This window comes from Azospirillum sp. HJ39 (genome assembly GCF_041507355.1).
GTDB classification, from domain to species: domain Bacteria; phylum Pseudomonadota; class Alphaproteobacteria; order Azospirillales; family Azospirillaceae; genus Azospirillum; species Azospirillum thiophilum.
The window spans coordinates 605,493-627,024 of record NZ_CP167913.1 but is presented as its reverse complement, the minus strand read 5'-3'; the positions used below and the strand labels follow the sequence as shown (position 1 = coordinate 627,024).

Here is a 21,532-nt window from a genome sequence, read left to right as displayed (position 1 = left end):
CACGGCGGAGGCCGGGTGTGAAACGGACGTGTCGGACGACATCCAGGTTCCGCCCGCGTCGCTCCCGGCCTCGGATGGCTGGGCCGGTCCCGCGGTGCTCAACCTGTCGGTAGAAACGAGAGATACGTCGTTTCAACCGCGTCGATTAGACGCCATGATCGGCATGAGCCTATGATTGCATGGCATGAATGCGTGGCGGCGGTCGGACCGGATGGTGGCGTTGCCGGTGTCACTTGCGCCTTTCGACCGGGCGGCCCCACGTCACCATCGGTCGTGTCAACGCACGCCTGTCCGGCCGTCCATTGCCGGGATGCATCGCCGGAAGCGTAAGGACCGCGCGCAAGCCCCCTTCCAGCCGGTTTTCCAGCCGGATGTCGCCACCATGCCCACGGACGATGGAGCGGGCGATGGACAGGCCCAGGCCAACGCCGCCGGTGCGGCGGTTGCGGGACTCCTCAAGCCGGACGAACGGCTCGAACACCCGATCGATGTCGGCCGCCGCGATGCCCGGCCCCTGGTCCTCGACCGTCACCCGGTTCTCGCCGCCGCCGGCAATCACGGCCACCCTGGCCGTGCCACCATAGGCGACGGCGTTTTCCACGAGGTTTCGGATGACCCGGCGCATCGCCGCCGGGCGACACGCCACCGGAAGCTTCGGCACCCCGTCGAAGGTCACCGGCGCGCCGAGATCGGCCATGTCCTCGCACACGCTCTCCACCAGCGAGACGAGGTCGATCATCCGTGTTTCCTCGCTTCCCTCCTCGCGCGCGAAGGACAGCATGGCCTCCGCCGTGAGCCGGAGTTCCTCGACATTGTCCAGCATGCGCTGCCTGGTTTCCCCCTCCTCCAGCAGTTCGACCCTCAGGCGCAGGTTGGTGATGGGGGTGCGCAGATCATGGCTGACCGCCGCCAGCATCCGCGTGCGATCATCGACGAAGCGCCGCAGCCGCGCGCCCATGGCGTTGAAGGCGGTCGCGGCGCGGCGGACCTCGGTCGGTCCCTTCGTCTCGTCGAGTGCCATCGTCTCCCCCCGCCCGAGCCGTTCCGCCGCCTCCCCGATCTGCCGGAGCGGACGGGAGATGCGGCGGGAGATGAAGAAGGCGACCAGCGCCACCATCGCCACGGAGGTCAGGATAGAAAAAGACAGCGAGCCGTTGGACACCGCCGGACGCGAGGGCTGGACCGTCGCGGCGTTCAGCCAACGGCCGTCGGGGAAGCGGGCGGAGACCATGAACGTCACCTGTTCCGACCCATCGGGAGCCGCGAGGGCGTTGCCGTCGGGCCGCTTGATGAGCACCATCACATCCGTGACGCTCTCCCCCACCAGCGCCTTCAGCCGGTCGCGCGCGGCCAGCGCCTCCACCGTCGGCGGCGCGGCGGCGCCGAGTTGCACGCGGTCCCACCAGAAGCTGAACTCGCGGCTGCTCACCGCCTCCAGCGCGTCCTTGTGCAGCGGGTCCGGCGCCGCCGCGATCAGCCGGATGGCCGAAGCCGTTCGGGTGATCGTGTCGTCCACGCGCAGTTGCTGCATGGCGAAGGCGCGCTCGTCCATGTAGGCGTACCAACTGCCGAGCTTCGCCACGACGACGGCGGCGGCCAGGAGCAGGACCATCTGCGTGAACAGGGTGCGCGGCACGAGATGGCGGAGCGCGGGGTGGCGGAGCAGGCCGGTCATGACAGCTCCCTCACGCCGGCGGCAAAGCAATAGCCGCCACCCCAGACGGTCTTGATCAGGCAGGGGTTGCGTGGGTCGGCCTCCACCTTGCGGCGCAGCCGGCTGACCTGGTTGTCGATGCTGCGGTCGAAGGCGTCGGCTGTGCGGCCCTTTGTCAGGTCGAGCAGTTGGTCGCGCGACAGCACGAGGCCGGGATGGCGCACGAAGGCCTCCAGCATCAGATATTCCGAGGTGCTGAGCGAGACGGCGACCCCGTCGCTGCCCGTCAGTTCCCGCCGTCCCAGATCGAGCACCCAGCCGTCGAATGCCACACGCGGGCTTGCGCCGCGCCGTCGGGCCGGGTCCACCGGCAGGCTGCGGCTGCGGCGCATCACCGCCTTGATGCGGGCCAGCAGTTCGCGCGGCTCGAAGGGCTTTGGCACGTAATCGTCGGCCCCCATCTCCAGCCCGATGATCCGGTCGGTGAACTCACCGAGGGCGGTCAGGAAGATGATCGGCACCTCGGTGGTTTCCCGCAGATGCCGGCACAGGCTGAGGCCATCCTCCCCCGGCATCATGATGTCCAGCACGACGAGGTCCGGCGCCGAACCGCGCAGCACGCGCCTTGCGGTGGCGGCGTCCTCCGCCGTGGTGACGCGCAGGCCATGGCGGTCGAGATAACGGGCGAGCGTCTCCCGGATGTCGCGGTGATCATCGACCAGCAGAAGATGAATGGAGGCGTCGTCGGTTGGAAGCGGCATGGAACACCGTGGGAACTGGAAAGGCCGGCAGCCGAAACTGTGATGCCGAAACAGTGGCACGACCGATCGGAGCGCCAAAGCGCGAATGTGTACAAATCTGTATCAGTTCCGGGGCTTTGCCACAGACCGATACACAAAGCCGGTGCGGCTGACACAGTCTTGCGACATACGCCCCCTAGACATGGATTCGTCGGCGGAAGCCCCTCCGCCGGTACCCGGTCGGCGGCGGGATCTCCATGCGTCCAACCGCCCGGCCGGGACCCCGTTTCGCCATTGGAAAGAACGACCATGAACTGTCTTGCCGTGACGGTCGTGTCGCTTTCGACGGTCCTGTCGCTGTGGCTGTTCACCGCCATGTTCATTCAGGCGCACCGCGCGCAAGCCGCTTCGGAAGCGGGTTCCTTGCCTTCCGGTTCAAGCGCGGACGCACCGTCGCTGACGATCACGCGAATCGGCTCGCCGTGGGTGTTGCCCTTGGGACGCTCTCAAGCAGAACTTTCAGGACGGCGGAGGCTTTGGCCGGCGCATTGATGAACCGGCTTCATAGGGTCATGCCACCCCCACGGCCTAATGGCCTGAGCGTCCACATGGTAACCAACAATATGCCGCGCACCGGTCCTCCGGCCTTTGGCATCGAAAAGCCGATCCACCACCACGGCCTCATCCTCAACGCTGGGAGCGCAAGATGGCGACACTCAACATCAACGGGAAACAGGTGGAACTCGACGTCGAGGAGGACACGCCGCTTCTCTGGGTTCTGCGCGAGCACGCCGGTCTGACCGGCACCAAATACGGCTGCGGCGTCGCCCAATGCGGCGCCTGCACGGTGCATGTCGATGGCGTCGCCGTGCGGTCCTGCGCGCTGCCGGTCGGCGCCGTCACCAGCGACCAGATGATCGTCACGATCGAGGGGCTGGGGTCCGAAAAGCCCCACCCGGTCCAGTTGGCCTGGGCGGAGCTGGATGTCGCGCAGTGCGGTTATTGCCAGCCCGGCATGATCATGGCCGCCTCGTCCCTGCTCGCGCAGAATCCACACCCGACCGACGCCGAGATCCGGGAACAGATCTCCAACATCTGCCGATGCGGAACCTACACCCGCGTGCTGGCCGGCGTGAAGCTCGCCGCCGAACGCATGGCGACCAACCGTGGCTGAGGGAAAAACCGAGATGACGTCACAGGCTCATCGTCCGACACCGGCTTCCGCGCCTCGCGTCTCCCGCCGTGGCTTCCTGGCTGGTGCTGGGGCGGCGGCGGGTGCCTTCACGCTTGGCTTCTCCTTCCCCCTGCCGACGCGCGCGGTGGCCCAGACGGCAACGCCGCCGACCGCGCCGGAGGTCAACGCCTGGGTGGTGATCCAACCCGACGAGTCCATCATCATCCGCATCGCCCGTGCCGAGATGGGACAGGGGTCGCTGACCGGCCTCGCCCAACTCGTCGTGGAGGAGTTGGACGGCGACTGGGACAGGGTGCGCTTCGAGCTGGTGAAGCCGGGCGAGAACCGGCGCCGCGAACGCGTCTGGCGCGACCAATCGACCGGCGGTTCGCGGGCCATTCGCGGGTCGCAGGAGTATGTGCGCATGGGCGGCGCCGCGGCCCGCGCGATGCTGGTGCAGGCGGCGGCCCAGGGCTGGAACGTGAAGCCCGAGGAGTGCAGCGTCGCCAAGGGCGTCATCACCCACAAGCCGAGCGGGCGCTCCACCACCTACGGCGCCGTCGCCGTGGCCGCGAACCGCATCGCCCCGCCCGCCACGGTCGCGCTGAAGGACCCCAAGGACTGGATCATCGCCGGCAAGCCTCTCAAGCGGCTCGACACCGCCGACAAGCTGAACGGGTCGCTGGTCTACGGCATGGATCTGTCGCTGCCCGGCATGCTGGTCGCGGTGCCCAAGGCCTGCCCGGTGCATGGCGGCAAGCTCGCGAGCTTCGACGCGACGGCGGTCAGCGCCATGCGCGGCGTGAAGCATGTGCTGCGCGTCGATGACGAGACGGTGGCGGTGGTCGCCGACACCTTCTGGCGCGCCAAGACCGCGCTCGACGCCCTGCCCATCACGTGGAACGAGGGACCGAGCGCGGCCGTCTCCAGCGCGACCATCGCCGAGACGCTGCGCGCCGGGTTGTCCGCCGACACCCCTTACATCGGCAACAAGGCGGGCGACGCCAAGGGCGTGCTGACGAAGGCCGGCCGCGTCGTCGAGGCCGACTACAGCTTCCCCTACCAGAACCACGCGCCGATGGAGGTGCTGAGCGCCACCGTACGCTGGACGCCGGAGCGTTGCGACGCCTGGGCGCCGACCCAGGTGGCCGAGGCGGCGCTGGACGCCGTGGCGGCCGCGGCGGGCCTGCCGGTGGAGGCGTGCGAAGTGCACACGATGCGCATCGGCGGCAGCTTCGGTCGGCGGCTCGTCACCGATTATGTGCGGATGGCCGTGCTGATCGCCAAGCAGGTGCCCGGCACGCCGGTCAAGATGATGTGGACCCGTGAGGAGGACATGGCGCAGGGCCGGTTCCACCCGGTCACCCAGTGCCGGCTGCGCGCTTCCCTGGACGGGTCGGGCAACGTCGAGGCGCTGCACATGCGCATTTCCGGCCAGTCGATCATGGCCTACGCCCGGCCATCGCTGATCACGGCCAACGGCGATCCCTTCATCTTCCAGGGGCTTGTCCCCGATGGGGCGGAGATGGCGATCGGCTACACGGTGCCGAACCTGCTGATCGACCACGCGATGCGCAACCCGCACGTCCGGCCCGGTGCCTGGCGCGGCGTGAACCTCAACCAGAACGCCGTCTATCTGGAATGCTTCATCGATGAACTCGCCCACGCGGCGGGGAGCGATCCCCTGGCGTTCCGCCGCAAGCTGATGGCCAACCATCCCAAACACCTCGCGGTGCTTGAGGCGGCGGCCAAGGGCATCGGCTGGGGAACCAAACCGGCGGAAGGCATCCACCGGGGCCTCGCCCAGATCATGGGCTTTGGCAGCTATGTCGCCGCCGCCGCCGAAGTGTCGGTGTCCGATGGCAAGGTGAACATCCACCGCATCGTCGCCGCCACCGACCCCGGCCACGTCGTCAACCCGCAGCAGGTCGAGGCGCAGATCGCCGGTTCCTTCGCCTACGGGCTTTCGGCCATGCTGTACGGCGAATGCACGGTGAAGGATGGGCGCATCGAGCAGCAGAATTTCGACAGCTACACGGTGCTGCGCCTGGACGAGATGCCGGCGGTCGAGGTCATCCTCATGCCGTCGGGCGGCTTCTGGGGCGGCGTCGGCGAGCCGACCATCGCCGTGGCAGCGCCGGCGGTGCTGAACGCCGTCTTCGCCGCCACCGGCAGGCGCGTGCGGAACCTGCCGCTGAAGAACGTAGATTTGCGGGTAAGCTGAGGACCCGCCGCTGGAGGATCACACCTGAGAGGGGGGTGGTGCACCCAGGCCGGGAGGAGCGGGCTTCATGCCCGCACGCCGCCCTGTCAGCAGACCGAAGCGGCGCCGGGTGTCACCATCCTCAACCGAATGATCGATCAAGCACGTCAAAACGCCGTCCGCTGCGCCTGATCAAGAGACATCTCCGGGATCAGTGCGCCCGGGCCGACCTCGATGCACCAGCGCCTCGCTCATGGGCCTTCCTCTCCTTTCTTCGCTTTTCCTTTCATGTGCTGTTCCCAGAACCGGACGGCGTCGCTGATCCAGCCAGCGGCGCTGGTGCCGGCGCCCGTCCCGAAACCATGGCCGACATTCCGGTAACGGTGGAACTCGACGGGGGTGCCGGCCCGGCGAAGGACCGCGATGCGGCTTTCCATGGACGAAGGCGGCGCGATGCCATCCTGCTCGCCGACGACCGCGAAGGTGGGCGGTTCGTCGGATGACGTGTCGGAGTGCGCGGTGTAGGCCGTCACCACGGTCGATGGCTTGGGCAGGGAATCGCCGCCGAAGGCCGCAACGCCGTGCGAACCGATGAAGGCGGCCATGCGGGCGCCGGCCGAACTGCCCCAGAGTGAATAGTTCTCGATGCCGACCTCCAGCGTTGCCGCATGCCGAAAGATGAAGGAGATGGCGACCGCCAAGTCCTCGGTTGCCGTCCTGCCGCCGTGCCCAGCGCGATATTTGAGAACGAAGGCGTTGTAGCCCCGGTTGCTGATGTCGAGCGCGTAGGGAAAGCCTTCGTGGACCGACCCGACATAGGCGAACCCACCGCCGGGTGCGATGACCGCGAAGGGGGCGCCGGGTCGCCCGCGAAAGAAGAACAGGCCGGTGTGCTCCTTGGCCGGCTGGGCCCGCTTCTGCGCCTCCGTGTGGAGGTCGTAGAACACCGTTCCGCCGCTTGCCACGTCGGCGATCAGCCGATTCAGGCCGTTGATCGCCGCGGCCACATCCACATGGCTGTGATAGGGCAGCAGCGAGCCCAGAGCGCCGAGCGGCAAGCCTTCATCGTAGGAACGGTCGTCCCAGGGCAGGACCCGCCTGGCAAATCCGGCGAAGGCCGGGTGAGTCAGGATGTCGCCGATGGTGTTGGCCGGGCCGAGCGCCGTTCCCCGCGGGTTCCCGTCACCGCGAACTCCAGGAGAGCCGTATGGCCGTTCAGCGATCCTGTCGTCGTTGCGCATGTCCTCCTCCTTCCGAGCGTCCGCCGACGCAGGTGTCAGGAGCAGCAACAGGGCCGTGCAGGCCGATTGACGTGTGAGGGGCGGCATGAGCGTCCTTGTCTCGAAGCTGATGTCGAGCGCGTCCTCCTGTATCGTCAATGCCCGGTCATCTTCAGAACGGCCTCGGGCAGCCGCTCCCCCTGGACCTCGATCTTCGATGTCTCGGCGTCGATCTCCGCGAGATCGCTCGCCGTCAGTTCCAGACTGGCCGCGCCGAGATTTTCCTCGAGGCGATGGAGCTTGGTGGTGCCGGGGATCGGCACGATCCAGGGCTTCCGGGCGAGCAGCCACGCGAGCGCGACCTGCGCGGTCGTGGCACCCTTGCGGTCCGCAACGCCTTTGATCACATCGACCAGGGCGAGGTTGGCCTTGCGGGCGTCCGGGGAGAAGCGCGGCACGAGATTGCGGAAGTCGCCGTCCTCGAATGTCGTGTCCTGGGTGATCCGGCCGGTGAGGAAGCCGGCGCCCAGCGGGCTGAACGGGACGAAGCCGATGCCGAGTTCCTCCAGAGCCGGCAGCAGATCCGCTTCCGGCCCGCGCCAGAACAGCGAATATTCGCTCTGGACCGCCGTGACGGGCTGCACCGCGTGGGCGCGCCGGATGGTCTGGACGCCGGCTTCCGAGAGACCGAAATGCTTGACCTTGCCCTCGGCGATCAGGTCCTTGACGGCACCGGCGACGTCTTCGATCGGCACGGCGCGATCGACGCGATGCTGGTAGAACAGGTCGATGCGGTCGGTCTTCAGGCGCTTGAGCGCAGCCTCCGCCACCGCCTTGATGCGCTCGGGACGGCTGTCGGTGCCGCCCCGGCGCGCGCCCGTCTCCAGGTCGATGTCGAAGCCGAACTTGGTGGCGATGACGACCTGATCGCGGATCGGTTGGAGGGCTTCGCCGACCAGTTCCTCGTTCGTGAACGGACCGTAGGCCTCGGCGGTGTCGAAGAATGTGACGCCGCGATCATGCGCGTCGTGGATGAGCTTGATCATCTGGGCCTTGTCCGTCGCCGCACCATAGACGCCCGTCATGCCCATGCAGCCCAGGCCAAGGGGTGAGACCTCAAGGCCGTTTCCAAGTGTTCTCGTGTTCATCGTTCTTTTCCAGTCAGTTCGTATCGGGTGGTGCGGCAGGTCATCCTGTTCCGGCGTCACGCACCGGGCGGGAAGCGTCGCCTCATGGGCGAGCGTGATCAGCGCCTGCGCCGCCCGTGTCGGGTCGCCCGGCTGGATGCCGTGCGTCTTGTCGTTTTCCTTGCGGCGAGGTCCGGCGGTCGGCGCGCAATCGGCGATGGCCGATTGCGCGTGTGTCGCGATGCTCATGGATGAATGTTCCTCGGCGCCCCGGTTGGGCGCGGAACCGCGCCTTCCTGTTGCCGGTGATCATTAGCGCGTGCTGGACATGGCGATTAGACGCTATAATACGCATGAGGCGATAAGATGGACTAATGAATGGCTCACGAGAACTTCAACGACCTTGCGGCCTTTGCCATCGTCGCGCAGGAGCGCAGCTTCACCCGGGCCGCGGCAAAGCTCGGCGTTTCGCAATCGGCGCTCAGCCAGACGATACGCGCGCTTGAGGAGAGGATCGGGTTGCGCCTGCTGACCCGCACGACGCGAAGCGTGGCGCCGACGGAAGCCGGCGCGCGCCTGTTGCAGACCGTCGCGCCGAGGTTCGAGGAGATCCAGGCGCAGCTCGCCGCCTTGAGCGAGCTGCGCGAAAAGCCCGCTGGCACGGTCCGCATCACGGCCGGCGAGCACCCGGCGACCTCCATCCTCCAGCCTGCCTTGAAGCGGTTCCTGCCCGATCATCCCGACATCACCGTTGAGATCATCGTCGATTACGGCCTTACCGACATCGTGTCGGAGGGGTATGACGCCGGTGTCCGCATGGGCGAGCAGGTCGCCAAGGACATGATCGCCGTGCCCATCGGGCCGGAGATGCGCATGGCCGTGGTCGCATCGCCAGCCTATTTCAAAAAGCATCCGATCCCGCTGGTGCCGCAGGATATGACCGCGCACACCTGCATCAACATGCGCCTGCCGACTTATGGCGGGCTGTTCCCCTGGGGCCTCGAGAAGGACGGGCGCGAGGTCAAGGTGCGGGGCGAGGGGCAGCTCGTCTTCAACAGTCTCGGCCTTCGCCTGAGCTCGGCGCTGGACGGACTCGGGGTCGCCTACATGCCGGAAGACCAGGTTCTCCCCCATATCGCCGAAGGGCGGCTGATCCGCGTGCTGGAAGACTGGTGTCCCTATTTTCCGGGATACCATCTCTATTACCCGAACCGGCGGCATTCTTCGCCGGCGCTGAGCTTGCTGGTGGACACGCTGCGTTACCGCGCGCCGTGATCCTCTCGATCAGGCCGTCCTGGCTGTCCGTTCGCGGCGTTGCAGCCATTTCAAGGCGTAGTGGGTCACGGCCATGCAGAGACCGGCGACCGCGACGCAGTGGATGAAGAATCCGGCGACCGATGTCTCGAAGTTCCACCAGTCGAGCGACACCTGCATGGCGAGCTTTCCGCCGAGGCCCAGCTCAAACGCACTCCAGACACCGTGGATCGCGATGGCGAGCGCGGCCAACCGCAACGCCCAGCTCCGCCCCGGGTTTGGAGCGGAGAGCCCCAGCAGACTGCGCGTCACGCCCATGATCAGCGGCCAGCGCAGACCAAGATGGACGGCGACGATGACGAGCGCCCAATAGGCCGCCAGCGTGTGGATCCGTCGCACGGTGAAGCCGCCGAACGACGACAGGATGTCGGGCAGGGCATTGGAGATCAGAACGCTGGTGACGAGCAGCATCGCCATCGCCACGAGCAAGGCCAGGATCACGGCGAGGTTGAACAGGTCCCGCGCCTCCCGTCGGGTCTTCGCGATCCTGCCGTAGAAGCGGCGGTTGAAGACGGTGTGGACGACAAGCAGCAGGAACATCGCGGTCCCGGCCAGCTCGTGGGCGGCGTTCCCGAGCCACCAGTAAGAGAGACCGAAGAGCAGAAGGGCGGCTGCGGTCAGGTCGAAGGCAAGGCGCAGAAGAAAGACGGAATTCACGGCGCGTTCCTCCGACCTATTGCACCGGCGTGCCGTTGAACCGGGGAATCCGGTCGGCGGTGTAGAGGAAGTCACTGTCCGCCTGGCTGCGATGACACGACTGGCAGCGGGCGGTGTTCTCGTCCAGGTTGACGGACTTGTCCGGCCAGAACCATTGGAATTGCCAATCGGTGGTGCGGCGGCGCTCGTCATAGTCGGCCCCGAAGCCTTCGCCCTTTTCCATGACGAAATAGCGATAGAGGGTGCCGTCGCGGTAATCCGCGAGCACAAAATGGGTGCCGGCGGGGATTGGGCCTCCGCTCTTGACCGCATCCATCGCGTCTCGCGTTGTCAGGATGTGCTCCGTCACATTGCCGCGCCGCACGGTTGTGTAATGGACAAGCTGGTCGAGGTTTTCTGGAAACCTGACCCGGTTGGTCTCGGCGTGCACCTGCCAGCCGGCGACGAAGACCGTGCCGGCGACGACGCTCGCGACGGCGAACGGCTTGGCGAATTTCAACATGAACAACCTCGCTCGGGGTTCGTGGACGGGCGATGGGCCGTGCCGTCCGGTGCAGTCGCGCGGGTCGCGGCAACGTTTGACGGAGTGCGGCTATCGCCGATACTGGTCGTCCGTCACCGTCTCCATCCACGCGACCGACCTGCCGTCGAGCGACTCCGAGAACGCGATGTGCGCCATGCCGTTGGTCGTGGTCGCGCCATGCCAGTGCTTGACGTTCGGCGGAATCCAGACGATGTCCCCCGGCCTGATCTCCTGAACGGGGCCATCCCAGGCCTGCACGAGGCCGACGCCCGCCGTGACGATCAGCGTCTGGCCGAGCGGGTGGGTGTGCCAGGCGGTGCGGGCGCCGGGCTCGAAGGTCACGATGCCGCCGCCGATGCGGGCGGGCGCGGTGCCTTGGAAGCGGGAATCGACCCGCACTGAGCCGGTGAAATTCTCGGCTGGCCCCACGGCGGACGGCTGGGCACCGGGGTGCGTGACGGTGATTGGCGGATTGCTTTGGGCCAAGGCGGCCGGGGCGCACAAGGCGATGAGAAGCGATGCTGCAACGAGGGACTTCATCTCACTCCGTCCGTTTTCCATGGCTGGGCGTGGCGCCCGCGATCAGTTCTTCTTGAAGACGTCCTTGGCGATCGCCACGGCGGACACCGCGCTCGGCCAGCCGGAGTAGAAGGCCATGTGGGTGATGGTCTCGATCAGTTCCTCCTCGGTCACACCGTTCTGGCGTGCGAGAGCGAGATGGGAGCGAAGCTGGTCGGGACGATTGAGCACGATGAGCGCCGTGACGGTCACCAGACTGCGGTCGCGCTTGGAGAGGCCCGGACGCTCCCAGACATCGCCGTAGAGAACGCCATCGGTCAGTTCGGCGAGCTTCGGCGCCGTGGCGCCCATCAGCTGCTGCGCGCGCGACGGCTGTTGGGCTGGTGCCGCGCCGGACGTGGCGGGGGGCTGGGTCTGGGCGGTCGCCATGGTGGACAATCCTGTGGGCAGAAGCAGGCCGGCTGCGACGAACAGATTTCTGGTGAGCGTCTTCACTGTGCGACTCCTCGGGGGGTGGAGGACGGCGCCCGGAAACGGAACCCGGGCGTCCTGGTGCCGAAGCCTTTTGAACGGGCGGTCGGGAAAGACGGTGCAGCCGGCGTCATGAGCGACCGGAAGCGAGGGTTCGGGCGAAGAACGGCGTCAGCTTGCCCATCGCGGCGTTCACGTACTGGGGAACCCAGTAGGTTTCGATGTGCGTCGCGCCGTCGATCCTGAACAATTCCTTGTCAGTCGTGCCGGTGGCCTTGGCGAAGGCGTCCTCGGTCATGTACAGGCTGTCGGCCTTGCTGCCGGCGATCATCAGCAGCGGCTTGTCGATGAGCTCGATCTGGTCGGTGGCATCCCAACGCATCAGGTCCAGCAGACTGCTCGTGGTGTACTTGAAGGTCGATCCGGGGTGCGCGTGCGTCTTCCAGTAATACTCGTAACCCTGCCGGTACAGATCGAACGGCAGGGCGGCGATCTGCGCATCGCTCAGATTGGCATCCCCCGAGTAGAGAACATCTCCGCTGGCCACTTCCTGGGCGCGGGCGTTTGAAGCCTGCCGCAGGCGGTCCTGGATGGTCGCGCGCTGCGAATCCGCATAACCGTTGCGGCGAACCCGTCCAGAGTTGAACATGCTCAGCGTCGCGATCGACTTGAAACGTTTGTCGGTCTTCGCCACCGCCAGCGAGTAGCCACCGCCACCGCAAATGCCGAACAGCCCCAGACGCGCGGCATCGACACCCGGATAGCGGGTGATGAAATCCGCCATGCCGTGGATGTCCTCGATGCGGAACATGGGTTTGTCCACGTTGCGCGGCGCGCCGCCGCTTCCGCCCTGGTACGCGGCATCGGCGGTGATCGTGATGTAGCCCTGTTCGGCCAGGTGCTGGGCATACAAGCCGGCGACCTGTTCCTTGACCCCGCCGTTCGGGTGGGCCAGGACGATCGCAGGGTATGTCCGGCTCGGATCGTAGTTCGCCGGGGTGTAGACGTTGGCGACGATGTCCAGGCCGTTGAGCGTGTAGGTGACCGGATGGATGTTCACCTTGCCCGGTTCGTTCTTGGTGATCGCGCCGTCATAGACCAGCGTGAACGGATTCTGCTTGTGGTCGGCGGCGACGACGGCGTTGGTCATGGCCAAAACTCCTGAGATTGCACCGGAGAGAACGAGCGCGGAGGTTCCAAGGAACACGCGTCTGCTTGTGTTGATGGCTTGGTCGGCCATTTCAGGTTCCAGTCCTTTCAAGGGGAGCGTGCGACACCCCGCGCAGCGGCGAGCGCCGTTGCAGGCGGATCAATCCAGCCTTTTCTCGGTGAGGAACCGCGAGACCTGATCCGCGATCTGGACATTGTTCAGGTCGGACATCAGGAAATGCGTGTTGCCACGAATGCCGATCTCTGGCAGCCGCACCAGCCGGGCGTCGCCGCCATGCGTGTTGATGGCATCGACCCAGAGCCGGGCCATGGCGAACCGCACACGCCAGTTGTCCTGTCCGCGCTCCGTCGTCGGCTCGACCGGGAAGTTGTCGCCGTAATAGACGATAATCGGGATGCGGGTGAGTGTCTCAAAGTCCGCGAGCGGCACCGCCTCGGGCGCCAGGGTGCCGGCTGCGCTCGGCATCGCCGGCGGCAGTTCGCCTTCGGGAAAGAGGAAGCCGCTGCCCGGCTCGAACGCGACGATCGCTTTGACGTTGGGGGTCTTGATCGCGGTCAGCCAGCCCGGACCGCCGCCCTGCGAATGGGTGAAGAGGATGGCCGGGCCGATCTTCGCAAACAGTGCCGACATCGCATCCGAGATCACGCGGGCATCGTAAGGCCCGATGTTTGGCGTGACGGAACGGAAGAACTGGTCCAGCGTCTCGGGCTTGCGGTCGAACTGGGCGTTGTCGAAGTAATTCGGCCATTTGCCGAGTCGAAACTGGTCGAAGAAGAGTTGGTCGTAGGGCGTCGGCTCGATCGTCATGGCGACGGTGCCGTTGCCCGCCCGTCCACGGCGCGGCTGATCGACCAGATAGACTGGGAAATGCCGCCGCAAGAAAATGGTCTGGAACCCGTCGCGCCCATCTGACGTGGTTTCCCAACTGCGAGCCGATTGGTAGGCACCGTGCAGCATGACGATGGGCAAAGCCTTCGGGGCCTGGGGAACCTGGTAGAAGGCGTAGAGATGGTCGCCATGGAGACTCTGTCCTTCGGCGGTCGGCGCGTTGTTGTTGTAGGTTCCGGGCGTACGCGACACCGTGCCGCCGACGGCGAAACTGCCTTGCTCTTGGATGACCAGGGGTTCGGTCCTGTTCGCCTGCTGGGCGATCGCAGCAGGGCTTGCCGCGATGCCCGCCGCGACCAACAAAGGCGCGAGACGATGCTTCCAAGAGTCCAAGGTCGTTTCCCCAATTCCTGCTGTTTCGGGCCGACCTGAATCTAACAGCTATGGGATTTCTCGATTAGATCGCTAGATGTGCATGTCGCTATAAGAAGGGCTAATAAATCGAGCGCGTGCGCAAATTCTGTCGGATCGGACATTGCTGAACGCTGTGTTGAGTTTGCCACTGCCGGGGCATCGTCAACTTGAACCGCGCCATGTCTGCCGGAGGCTGGGGGCGGTGGGACAAACGACAATGTTGGTCTTCCCAACAGCCCACCGCTCAAACGGCTGAACAACCGCTACGCGGTCTCCGCTTCCCGCACCAGCCCTTGCTCCTTGGCGCGGTCCAACAGGTTCTTCACCGACGACCGGCTCCAGCGCAGGCCGCCGCGTGGGGTACGCTGCCCCATGCCCTGAAGGCGGCGTGCGATGCCGTCCAGCGTGATGCCGGGTTCGGCACGCGTCAGCCCCGCCACCATGAACACGAGGTCGTCGCTGTCGATCCGCTTGGGAGCCGGATCGAGGACATCCGAACGGACCAAGTCCGCCACGACCAGCCGGCGCACGGCGCGGATCAGGCTGGGTGTCCACGGCTTGCGGTCCCAGGGCCGGGTCCGGCCTTGCCCTTTCAGTGCCCGCACCACTTGGTCCCAGGGCACCGTTGGGCGCAAGGCCTCGACGGTTGGCAGGAATTCCTGGGCCTGCGCGATGACCAGATCGTCGCGGGAGAGGTGGCCCCAGAAAACTGGTTCTCCCGCACTTTTCGTGGATCAGGCTGCGAGCAGGACGCGACGGCGCAGCAGATTGAAGCTGGCGCGTCCATACATCTGCCGCTTGATGAGCTTCAGCTTGTTGACTTGTCCCTCCGCCTGTCCGCTGCTCCAGGGCATGGTGAGCGCCGCCTTGACGGCTGCCTCGTCCTGCCTCACGCCGGCGGCGAAAGTTTCGACGGCTGGGATGCCGCAGGACAGCGCGTCAGTAAGCCAATTGTCCAAAATGGCGGAGGGGTTGGCAGGACGCGCATCCGATCGCACTCCACAGCGTCCGATCAGTTCAGCGAAGCGGCGAACCAAGTCGCGCCCCTTGGCGACCTCCGGGTCCTGCGAAATCCGGGCGAGGGCCTCAGTTGTGGCGGTGTCGATGCCCTGCGGCGCCTGCACCAGCCGCCATGCCAGTTGCCGGGGCGAGATCAGGGCGGGGAATGGACCGGTAGCGGAGGTTGATGCGGTTTCGGTGGGGCCGGGGCGCCACTTGTGCGGCGTGAACTTGGCAGGAGTGGTCCGCCGCTGGTTCAGCCAGCGGCGGACCTGCTTGGCCGATCCGGCAAAGCCGCGGTCTTGGAGTTCCCGCCACAGCGCCGCGGCATTCTCGTTGCCCTCGGCCAGACGGGCTTCAAGGTACTCACGATGCAGGGCGAGGATACCAAGCCCGGACTCCCGCACGGCCCGCTCAGGAAACTGCTGCGCGTGGGCGTAGCTGCGCACAGTACCGCGGGCGAGCCCCATCGTCCGGCTGATCGTCAGCAGCTTCTCGCCAGCCGCGACACGCCGCCGAACCTCCTCATACAAGGCATGTCGCCGGGCACGACTGTCCGCCGTCGCGGCGGCTTCGGCCCGACTGCGCGGATAGCCCCCAACGCGCCGTGCCACGGCTCCGCCCGAAACCGGCGGCAGGCGGCGCAAACGGCCGTAAACGCCGGCTAGCCAGCGTTCAACCATCTGCCGCAGGTTTTGGAGCAGGTGCCACCGATCAGCCACCTGAACCGCCCGGGGAGCGCCCAGGGCACTGCCGCGGGCATACTCGGTGGAACGGTCGCGGGCGATCACCGTGACCGTGCCACGGTCGTTGAGCCACTCCGTCAGCGTCTGGGCTGTGCGGTCGGGCAGCAGATCAACCACGCGGTGTGTCTCCAAATCAACCAGGATAGTGCCGTAGCTCCGCCCTTTCCTCAGCGCCCAATCATCCACGCCCAGCACGCTGGGCAGCGCGTACTCCGGCAGGGGAAGTGCGCGTACCAACCGCAGCACAGTGTCGGCGCTGCTCGGCATGCCGAGACAATGCAGCAGTCTTGCGCCGGCTTCCCCGCCACAGGTGGCGCCGACCCGCGCTTGCGCGCCGGCGAGCCGCCGGGTGCGGCGTGCTCTCGGCGACAGAAGCTCCGGCACCGGTTCAGCGAAGGTCCGGCGTGGGCAGATCGGGTTGCGGCAATAGAAACGACGAACGAGAAGGTCGATGTGGACGGCGCTCCCCAGGCTCGGAAGGTCAGCTGGATGCCGATGGTACCGGCTGTGAACGGATTGGCTCGGCTGTTGACAGGATGGACAGCATGCATGGGAGTACTTGACCTGGGCAGCCACATGAAGACCAGCCGCACCAACAGGTTCAACTGTTACGACACGGCAGTCCGGGATCACAAAAAGCTCTTGCATGCTTCATTACATGGGATCTCCGGATGGCGCCGGCTCCAACGTCATCAGCCTGATCCACGAAAAGTGCGGGAGAACCGGGAAACAGGGACCACCTCACTTCGTGACCACCGACGCCTTCCGCAACCAGTTCGGTTTGGAGAGCTTGGGCGATCTGCCCGACCTGGACAACCTGCGGGCGATGGGGCTGGCGGACACCGGTGGCTCGACGGCACCCCTGCCGGGGCGCCGGACCCATCAGAGCCTGCGGCGCGTGCGTCGCTCCCTCTGGCCCATCGACACTCCTAACCCAGCCTGCCAACTATCGACCTCACCGGGCTCTCGCCACGGTGGCCGCCACGTCGGCCCGGGTGACGGTGCGGCTCCAGGAGTTCAGGACCGAGGACGATAAGGCTCCAGGTTCCGATACACCTCAGTGATGTAGGCTGGTCACCATTGGAGTGGGCTACGGAATGGCCGCTACCCGCGGAGTAGCGGCTGTCTGCCCGGCCGTCGTGCTAGGACGGCAACATGACGCCGGAGGTTTCGGCGCAGAGGGCGATCAGCCGATTCTGAAGATCGGGATCCAGCGCCTGCGGGTTGGGGGACATGCGTTTCATGTGATAGAAATATTCGCCTGTCACATCCGCCTTGGGATCGTCGCCTGCGGCAAGCCATGCTTGGGTCAGATGCGCCTGATCCATGTCGTCGGGCGCGCCGGGGCCGCCCATCCTGGTCGGAACCCAGCCTGGCTCAAGGGAATTGCTGAAAACCTCCGGCCAGCGGCGGGCGATGGCGAAGGCCAGCATCGCGTCGTGCAGCTTGCTCTCGGCGTAAGCTTCCGAGCCGTTCCAGCGGCGCTTCTTCCACAGGATGTCGTCGAGATTGGCGTCGACACGATGGTGCATGCCCGACGACAGATAGACGAGCCGCTTCGGACGGTCGATCAGCGCCGTCAGGATGTAGGCCGACAGCGTGTTGATCGCGAAGACGTGCGGCAGACCGTCGGCCGTCAATCGATGCGCCTCGCGATAGCCGACGGCGGCATTGTGGATGACGGCATCGAACCTGCCGAGCGCATTGACCTGAGCGGCGACCTCCTTGGTGCCGGCGATGGTCGAAATGTCACCGATCACGACCGCCTCGGCCTGTGGCAAGGTTTTGCGGGCTTGCCCGGCCCGGTCGGCATTGCGGGCATGCAGGACGACCTGATGGCCTTTTTCGGTGAGCAACCCGGCTGCCATGAGGCCAAGTCCGGTCGATGAGCCGGAAATGAAGATGCGGGACATGGAAGAGCCTCCTTCAGATGGGGAGTAATCAGGATTGTGAGCCACGCGAGGCAGCGGCCAGGGCCGCGCCGGCCAATGCGCAGGCCGCACCGAACAGATACACGGCGGCATAGCCGACCTGCCCGGCGATCAGGCCCGCCACCGGCCCCGAAACACCATAGGCGATGTCGAGGAACGCGACGAAGGCGCCCATGGCGCTGCCACGATTGGCGGGCGGCACCCGTTTCAAGGCTTCCACACCGAGCGCCGGAAAGACCAGGGCGCAGCCGAGGCCGGTCACCAGAGCGCCGGCGAGCGCCATGATCTCGGTCGGCGCCGACCAGATCATCGTCTGCCCGACGGCCTCGATCACGAGCGACCACAGCGCGACGCGATAGCCGCCCGTCCGGTCTGGCAGGCTGCCGAGAATGACGCGCACCGCGATGAAACCGACGCCGAAGGCGGTCATGACCAGACCGGCGCTGTTCCAATGACGCGCCGCGAAATAGAGCGAGGCGAAGGCCGTCAGTCCCGAGAGGCCGACCCCCTGCAGCATCAGGCCGACCCCTTCGCGCCAGATCTGGCCGACCACCTTGTGGAAGGGCAGCCGCGGACCTGCGGGCGTGGCATAGGAGGTCCCGCGCAGGGCGATGGCGACGGCGGTGAGCGGCGCGACGATGCAGGCGACCATCGCCACCTCGAGACCATAGCCCTGGTAAAGCAGCATGCCGACCGGTGCACCGATGGCGAGCGCGGCGAACATGGCGATGCCGGTCCAGGACATCGACATGCCGGCGCGCTGCGGTCCGACCGAGGCGATCGACCAGGAGACGCAGCCGGTGACGAACTGGCTTTCGCCAAGACCGGCCGCCAGTCGGCCCCCCACCAGGAGCGCCAGGCTTAGCCCGGGTGACAGCCCCGGCAGGGATGCGACGAGATAGAGCAGGCCGGCGAATGCGCTGATCGCGGCACCCTGCAATGCCGAGCGCTTGCCGCCATGCTGGTCGGTGACACGGCCGGCATAGCCGCGCGTCAGCACGGTCGCCAGGAACTGGATGCCGATCACCAGTCCGACGATCAAGGTGCTGAAGCCCAGCTTGTCGTGGATGAAGAGCGGGAGCACCGGCAGCGGCAGCCCGACGGCGAGATAGCCGCAGAATAGCGCCGCGATGATGCCTGGTGCGGGGCGTGAAAGGAATTGCGGCGCGGCACCGGGCCGGCCCACATCCTTGACGGCAAGTGCCGGCATGGCAGCCTCCGTGTAGGTTCTCTGATGTGGAGGAAGACGCCGCCCGCAAGGAGGCGACGTCACCTTCGCTTGGGCCCCGTTCGCTCAGGCCGCCTTCGTGCCCGCACCGGAGCGCGCCGGCCGGTAACCGCTGACCTGGAGCAGGTGGTCGAGCGAGCCGTTCACTTCCGCCTGCAGCTTCGGCAGATCGACGCCGACGAGCGCGCCGCCGCGCTTGCGGATGCCGCCCGCCACCATGACCGTGTCGACGTTGGAGCGTTCGACCGCCTGGACGATGGTCCCGACCGCGTCGGTGACGGGGAAGACGGCAACGTCGTCGGTGCGCACCATGACGATGTCAGCCTGACAGCCGACCGCCAGCCTGCCGATCCGATCCTCAAGGCCGACGGCACGCGCGCCGTTGACAGTGGCGGACTGGAGCACGGCCTCGACGGAGATCGGTGCGGGCGCAGTCTCCTCGCCACGGAACCGGCGATAGCGCATGGCCGAGCGCTGCTGGCCGAACAGCGCATGCATCTCGCCGAACAGGTCGCTGCCGAAGGCGGTGTCGAGATCGATGCCGAGGGCAGGCGCCAGTCCGTGGTCGACCGCCTGCTGCCAGGCGAAGCCCTCGTCGTCGAAGCCGAAGAGAGCGTCGGACCGCGGATTGATGGTCACGTTGACGCTTGCGGCGGCAAGGCGCTTCCAGGTTTCCTCCGGCAGACGCGTGCAGTGATTGAAGATATTGTGGCTGCCCAGCAGGCCGGGCTCGTCGAACGCCGGTCCCAGCGTCGCCAGATCGCCGATGAATTCGGTGAGGATGCGCATGTCGAGCGCGCGGGCGGCCCGCCACCAGTCGATGTTGAACTGGCCGAACAGCCCCACCCGTACCAGCCCGTCGCCCTGGTTCCATTTGGCGGCCAGACGCTCGAGATCGGCCGGGATGTGCGCGGCCGACGCACCCTTGTCCATCGCGGCTCCGACCATATGGAGGGCGCGGATGCCGCTGCCGTCCAGCGCGTCGAGTGCGGCGTCGGTATGTTCGGGGCTGCGCGCGCTGTGGCAGGCATCGATGACCGTGGTGATGCCGGCATCGAGGCAGGCAAGTGCCGTCAGCCTCGTGCTCAGATGCATGTCGAGCGGGCGGTAATGCGCGCCCAGCCTCTCGGCGACGACATCGATATAGGCGAAGAGGTCGTCGACATCCGGCATCATCCGCCGCATTACTCCGAGCCACATGTGGTGGTGGGCGTCGATCAGACCGGGCATGACGATGCTGCCGGCGGCGTCGATGACCTGGGCGTCCGCGGCGGACAGGTTCGCCCCGATGGCGGCGATCCGGTCTCCCTCGACCAGCACGTCGCCCACCGTCGGCACAGCCGTCGCCCTGTCCATGGTGACGATCGTGCCGCCTTTGAAAAGCGTGCGGGAATTGCTCTGCGTCATGATCCGGTCCTTTCGTCGCTTGGGGCCTTGATGCCTCGCAAGCGATATCGCTCGGAACCACTCTTGAATTAAGTGAGATTGTGTCAGATCATTCCTGACAGAAAATCAGATAAGGTTAAGATGAGGCGTCGCATGCCCTTTGATGGACGGATCCTGTCCGGGGTCAGCGTGCTGACAGCTGTGGTCGAAGCGGGTAGCTTCGTCAAAGCCGCTGAACTGATCGGGCTCACCGACTCCGGGGTCAGCCGGTCGATCAGCCGGCTCGAAGCACGGCTGGGCGTTCGCCTGCTCGATCGCACGACACGGTCGGTCACGCTGACCGACGAAGGCCGCCGCTTCTACGAGGAGGCGAAACCTCATCTCGATGCCATTGAGGACGCCGCAGCATCGGCCTCCGGTGCCTCCTCGGCGGTGCGGGGGAGGCTGCGGGTCGATATCGACCCCTTCTTCCTGCCGCTGGTGCTTGCCGGACGGCTCGGCCCGTTCTGCGAGCGCCACCCTGAGCTGAGCGTTGAGTTCGTGACGCGCGACCATTTCGGCGATCTTGTGGCGGATGGCATTGACCTCGCCATCCGGTTCGGCCAGCCGCGCGGGGCAAGCTTGATTTCGCGCCTGCTGGTCGAGGCGCCGATCCTCACCGTGGCGTCACCCGCCTATCTCAGCCGGTACGGCAAGCCCGCGCATCCATCGGAACTCACCGGGCATCGCTGCCTGCAGTTCATCGATCCCTCCTCGGGACGCCCCTTCGGTTGGGAGTTCATCCGCAGCACCGAAGCGATCGAGGTGCCGACGACAGGACCGCTGACCTTCACCGATCCCAAATCGCTGTTGGAGGAGTGTCTGGCAGGCACCGGCATCGCGCAGGTGATCGGATGGGGTGTCGGTGCGCGGCTGACGTCGGGCGCGCTGATCGATCTGTTCCCCGATTGGCATGGCGAGCGCTTCCCGCTTTTCGTTTACCATCCCTCGCGCCAGCATCCGCCGGCCAAGGTCCGGGCATTCATCGACTATTGCGACGGGATCGTTCGAAGCCTCTAGAATTCATCGGAATTCCGGCTCGCCGCTTCCACGAGCGGCACGATCCCGAGCGACGAACCGGCTGGTCATCCCATCGATGGAGACACGAACGCGAGGCGAAAGCTGCGGTCTGTGCGGATGACGCAGTGACACCGGCTCCGGAAGCGGCAGCATGTCCTTGGGCGGTTC

The 21,532-nt window shown here is 66.4% G+C and carries 20 protein-coding genes; 5 read left to right on the top strand and 15 right to left on the bottom strand.

Annotation, left to right across the window (positions count from 1 at the left end; translation table 11 throughout):
* Positions 1-229 precede the first annotated feature (229 nt).
* Both ABMY26_RS34330 and ABMY26_RS34325 read right to left on the bottom strand, forming a co-directional pair.
* Positions 230-1,675: a sensor histidine kinase gene (locus tag ABMY26_RS34330; RefSeq protein ID WP_372399920.1), complete on the bottom strand. Its 1,446-nt coding sequence runs from the start codon at positions 1,673-1,675 to the stop codon at positions 230-232.
* Positions 1,672-2,415 carry a response regulator gene (locus ABMY26_RS34325; protein ID WP_372399919.1) on the bottom strand — a complete coding sequence of 248 codons (744 nt, stop codon included), beginning with the start codon at positions 2,413-2,415 and terminating at the stop codon, positions 1,672-1,674. The genes ABMY26_RS34330 and ABMY26_RS34325 overlap by 4 nt, the downstream gene beginning before the upstream one ends.
* 288 nt (positions 2,416-2,703) lie before the next feature.
* On the opposite strand from ABMY26_RS34325, the gene ABMY26_RS34320 reads away from it, so the two are divergent.
* From ABMY26_RS34320 to ABMY26_RS34310, 3 genes are all read left to right on the top strand, one after another.
* Positions 2,704-2,946, top strand: coding sequence for a hypothetical protein (locus tag ABMY26_RS34320; protein WP_372399918.1), 243 nt, complete (start codon positions 2,704-2,706; stop codon positions 2,944-2,946).
* Between the two features lie 154 nt (positions 2,947-3,100).
* Entirely contained in the window at positions 3,101-3,568 is a 468-nt protein-coding gene (locus ABMY26_RS34315; protein ID WP_372399917.1) for a (2Fe-2S)-binding protein, read from the top strand.
* 13 nt (positions 3,569-3,581) lie between these two features.
* Positions 3,582-5,792 carry a molybdopterin cofactor-binding domain-containing protein gene (locus ABMY26_RS34310; protein WP_372399916.1) on the top strand — a complete coding sequence of 737 codons (2,211 nt, stop codon included), beginning with the start codon at positions 3,582-3,584 and terminating at the stop codon, positions 5,790-5,792.
* 230 nt (positions 5,793-6,022) lie between these two features.
* Here ABMY26_RS34310 and ABMY26_RS34305 read toward each other — a convergent pair whose 3' ends face one another.
* Together ABMY26_RS34305 and ABMY26_RS34300 are read right to left on the bottom strand one after the other, a co-directional pair.
* On the bottom strand, positions 6,023-7,012 hold the full coding sequence (locus ABMY26_RS34305; RefSeq protein WP_372399915.1) for an alpha/beta hydrolase: 990 nt from the start codon (positions 7,010-7,012) through the stop codon (positions 6,023-6,025).
* 134 nt (positions 7,013-7,146) lie between these two features.
* On the bottom strand, positions 7,147-8,139 hold the full coding sequence (locus tag ABMY26_RS34300) for an aldo/keto reductase (protein ID WP_372400522.1): 993 nt from the start codon (positions 8,137-8,139) through the stop codon (positions 7,147-7,149).
* 357 nt (positions 8,140-8,496) lie between these two features.
* Here ABMY26_RS34300 and ABMY26_RS34295 point away from each other — a divergent pair, with 357 nt between their 5' ends.
* On the top strand, positions 8,497-9,393 hold the full coding sequence (locus ABMY26_RS34295) for a LysR family transcriptional regulator (protein ID WP_372399914.1): 897 nt from the start codon (positions 8,497-8,499) through the stop codon (positions 9,391-9,393).
* Between the two features lie 9 nt (positions 9,394-9,402).
* Here ABMY26_RS34295 and ABMY26_RS34290 read toward each other — a convergent pair whose 3' ends face one another.
* From ABMY26_RS34290 to ABMY26_RS34240, 11 genes are all read right to left on the bottom strand, one after another.
* Positions 9,403-10,089: a DUF4405 domain-containing protein gene (locus ABMY26_RS34290; protein WP_372399913.1), complete on the bottom strand. Its 687-nt coding sequence runs from the start codon at positions 10,087-10,089 to the stop codon at positions 9,403-9,405.
* A 16-nt stretch (positions 10,090-10,105) separates the two neighbouring features.
* Positions 10,106-10,591, bottom strand: a complete 486-nt coding sequence (locus ABMY26_RS34285) for a cytochrome P460 family protein (protein WP_372399912.1) — start codon at positions 10,589-10,591, stop codon at positions 10,106-10,108.
* A 90-nt stretch (positions 10,592-10,681) separates the two neighbouring features.
* Positions 10,682-11,077: a cupin domain-containing protein gene (locus tag ABMY26_RS34280; RefSeq protein ID WP_372400521.1), complete on the bottom strand. Its 396-nt coding sequence runs from the start codon at positions 11,075-11,077 to the stop codon at positions 10,682-10,684.
* A gap of 117 nt (positions 11,078-11,194) precedes the next feature.
* On the bottom strand, positions 11,195-11,626 hold the full coding sequence (locus ABMY26_RS34275) for a carboxymuconolactone decarboxylase family protein (protein ID WP_372399911.1): 432 nt from the start codon (positions 11,624-11,626) through the stop codon (positions 11,195-11,197).
* A 106-nt stretch (positions 11,627-11,732) separates the two neighbouring features.
* Complete coding sequence (locus ABMY26_RS34270) at positions 11,733-12,752, bottom strand: alpha/beta hydrolase (RefSeq protein WP_372399910.1); 1,020 nt, start codon at positions 12,750-12,752, stop codon at positions 11,733-11,735.
* A gap of 159 nt (positions 12,753-12,911) precedes the next feature.
* Positions 12,912-13,994 carry an alpha/beta fold hydrolase gene (locus ABMY26_RS34265; protein WP_372399909.1) on the bottom strand — a complete coding sequence of 361 codons (1,083 nt, stop codon included), beginning with the start codon at positions 13,992-13,994 and terminating at the stop codon, positions 12,912-12,914.
* 284 nt (positions 13,995-14,278) lie between these two features.
* Positions 14,279-14,620, bottom strand: coding sequence for a hypothetical protein (locus tag ABMY26_RS34260; protein ID WP_372399908.1), 342 nt, complete (start codon positions 14,618-14,620; stop codon positions 14,279-14,281).
* Between the two features lie 129 nt (positions 14,621-14,749).
* Entirely contained in the window at positions 14,750-16,408 is a 1,659-nt protein-coding gene (locus ABMY26_RS34255) for an ISL3 family transposase (RefSeq protein WP_372394616.1), read from the bottom strand.
* A gap of 494 nt (positions 16,409-16,902) precedes the next feature.
* Positions 16,903-17,673 (bottom strand): SDR family NAD(P)-dependent oxidoreductase, encoded by a 771-nt coding sequence (locus tag ABMY26_RS34250; RefSeq protein WP_372399907.1) that lies wholly within the window; start codon positions 17,671-17,673, stop codon positions 16,903-16,905.
* Positions 17,674-17,701: 28 nt separating this feature from the next.
* On the bottom strand, positions 17,702-18,901 hold the full coding sequence (locus ABMY26_RS34245) for an arabinose transporter (protein WP_372399905.1): 1,200 nt from the start codon (positions 18,899-18,901) through the stop codon (positions 17,702-17,704).
* An 84-nt stretch (positions 18,902-18,985) separates the two neighbouring features.
* Positions 18,986-20,326: an amidohydrolase family protein gene (locus ABMY26_RS34240; RefSeq protein WP_372399904.1), complete on the bottom strand. Its 1,341-nt coding sequence runs from the start codon at positions 20,324-20,326 to the stop codon at positions 18,986-18,988.
* 132 nt (positions 20,327-20,458) lie between these two features.
* Between ABMY26_RS34240 and ABMY26_RS34235 the strand changes: the two genes are divergently transcribed.
* Complete coding sequence (locus ABMY26_RS34235) at positions 20,459-21,364, top strand: LysR family transcriptional regulator (RefSeq protein ID WP_372399903.1); 906 nt, start codon at positions 20,459-20,461, stop codon at positions 21,362-21,364.
* Positions 21,365-21,532: the final 168 nt, after the last annotated feature.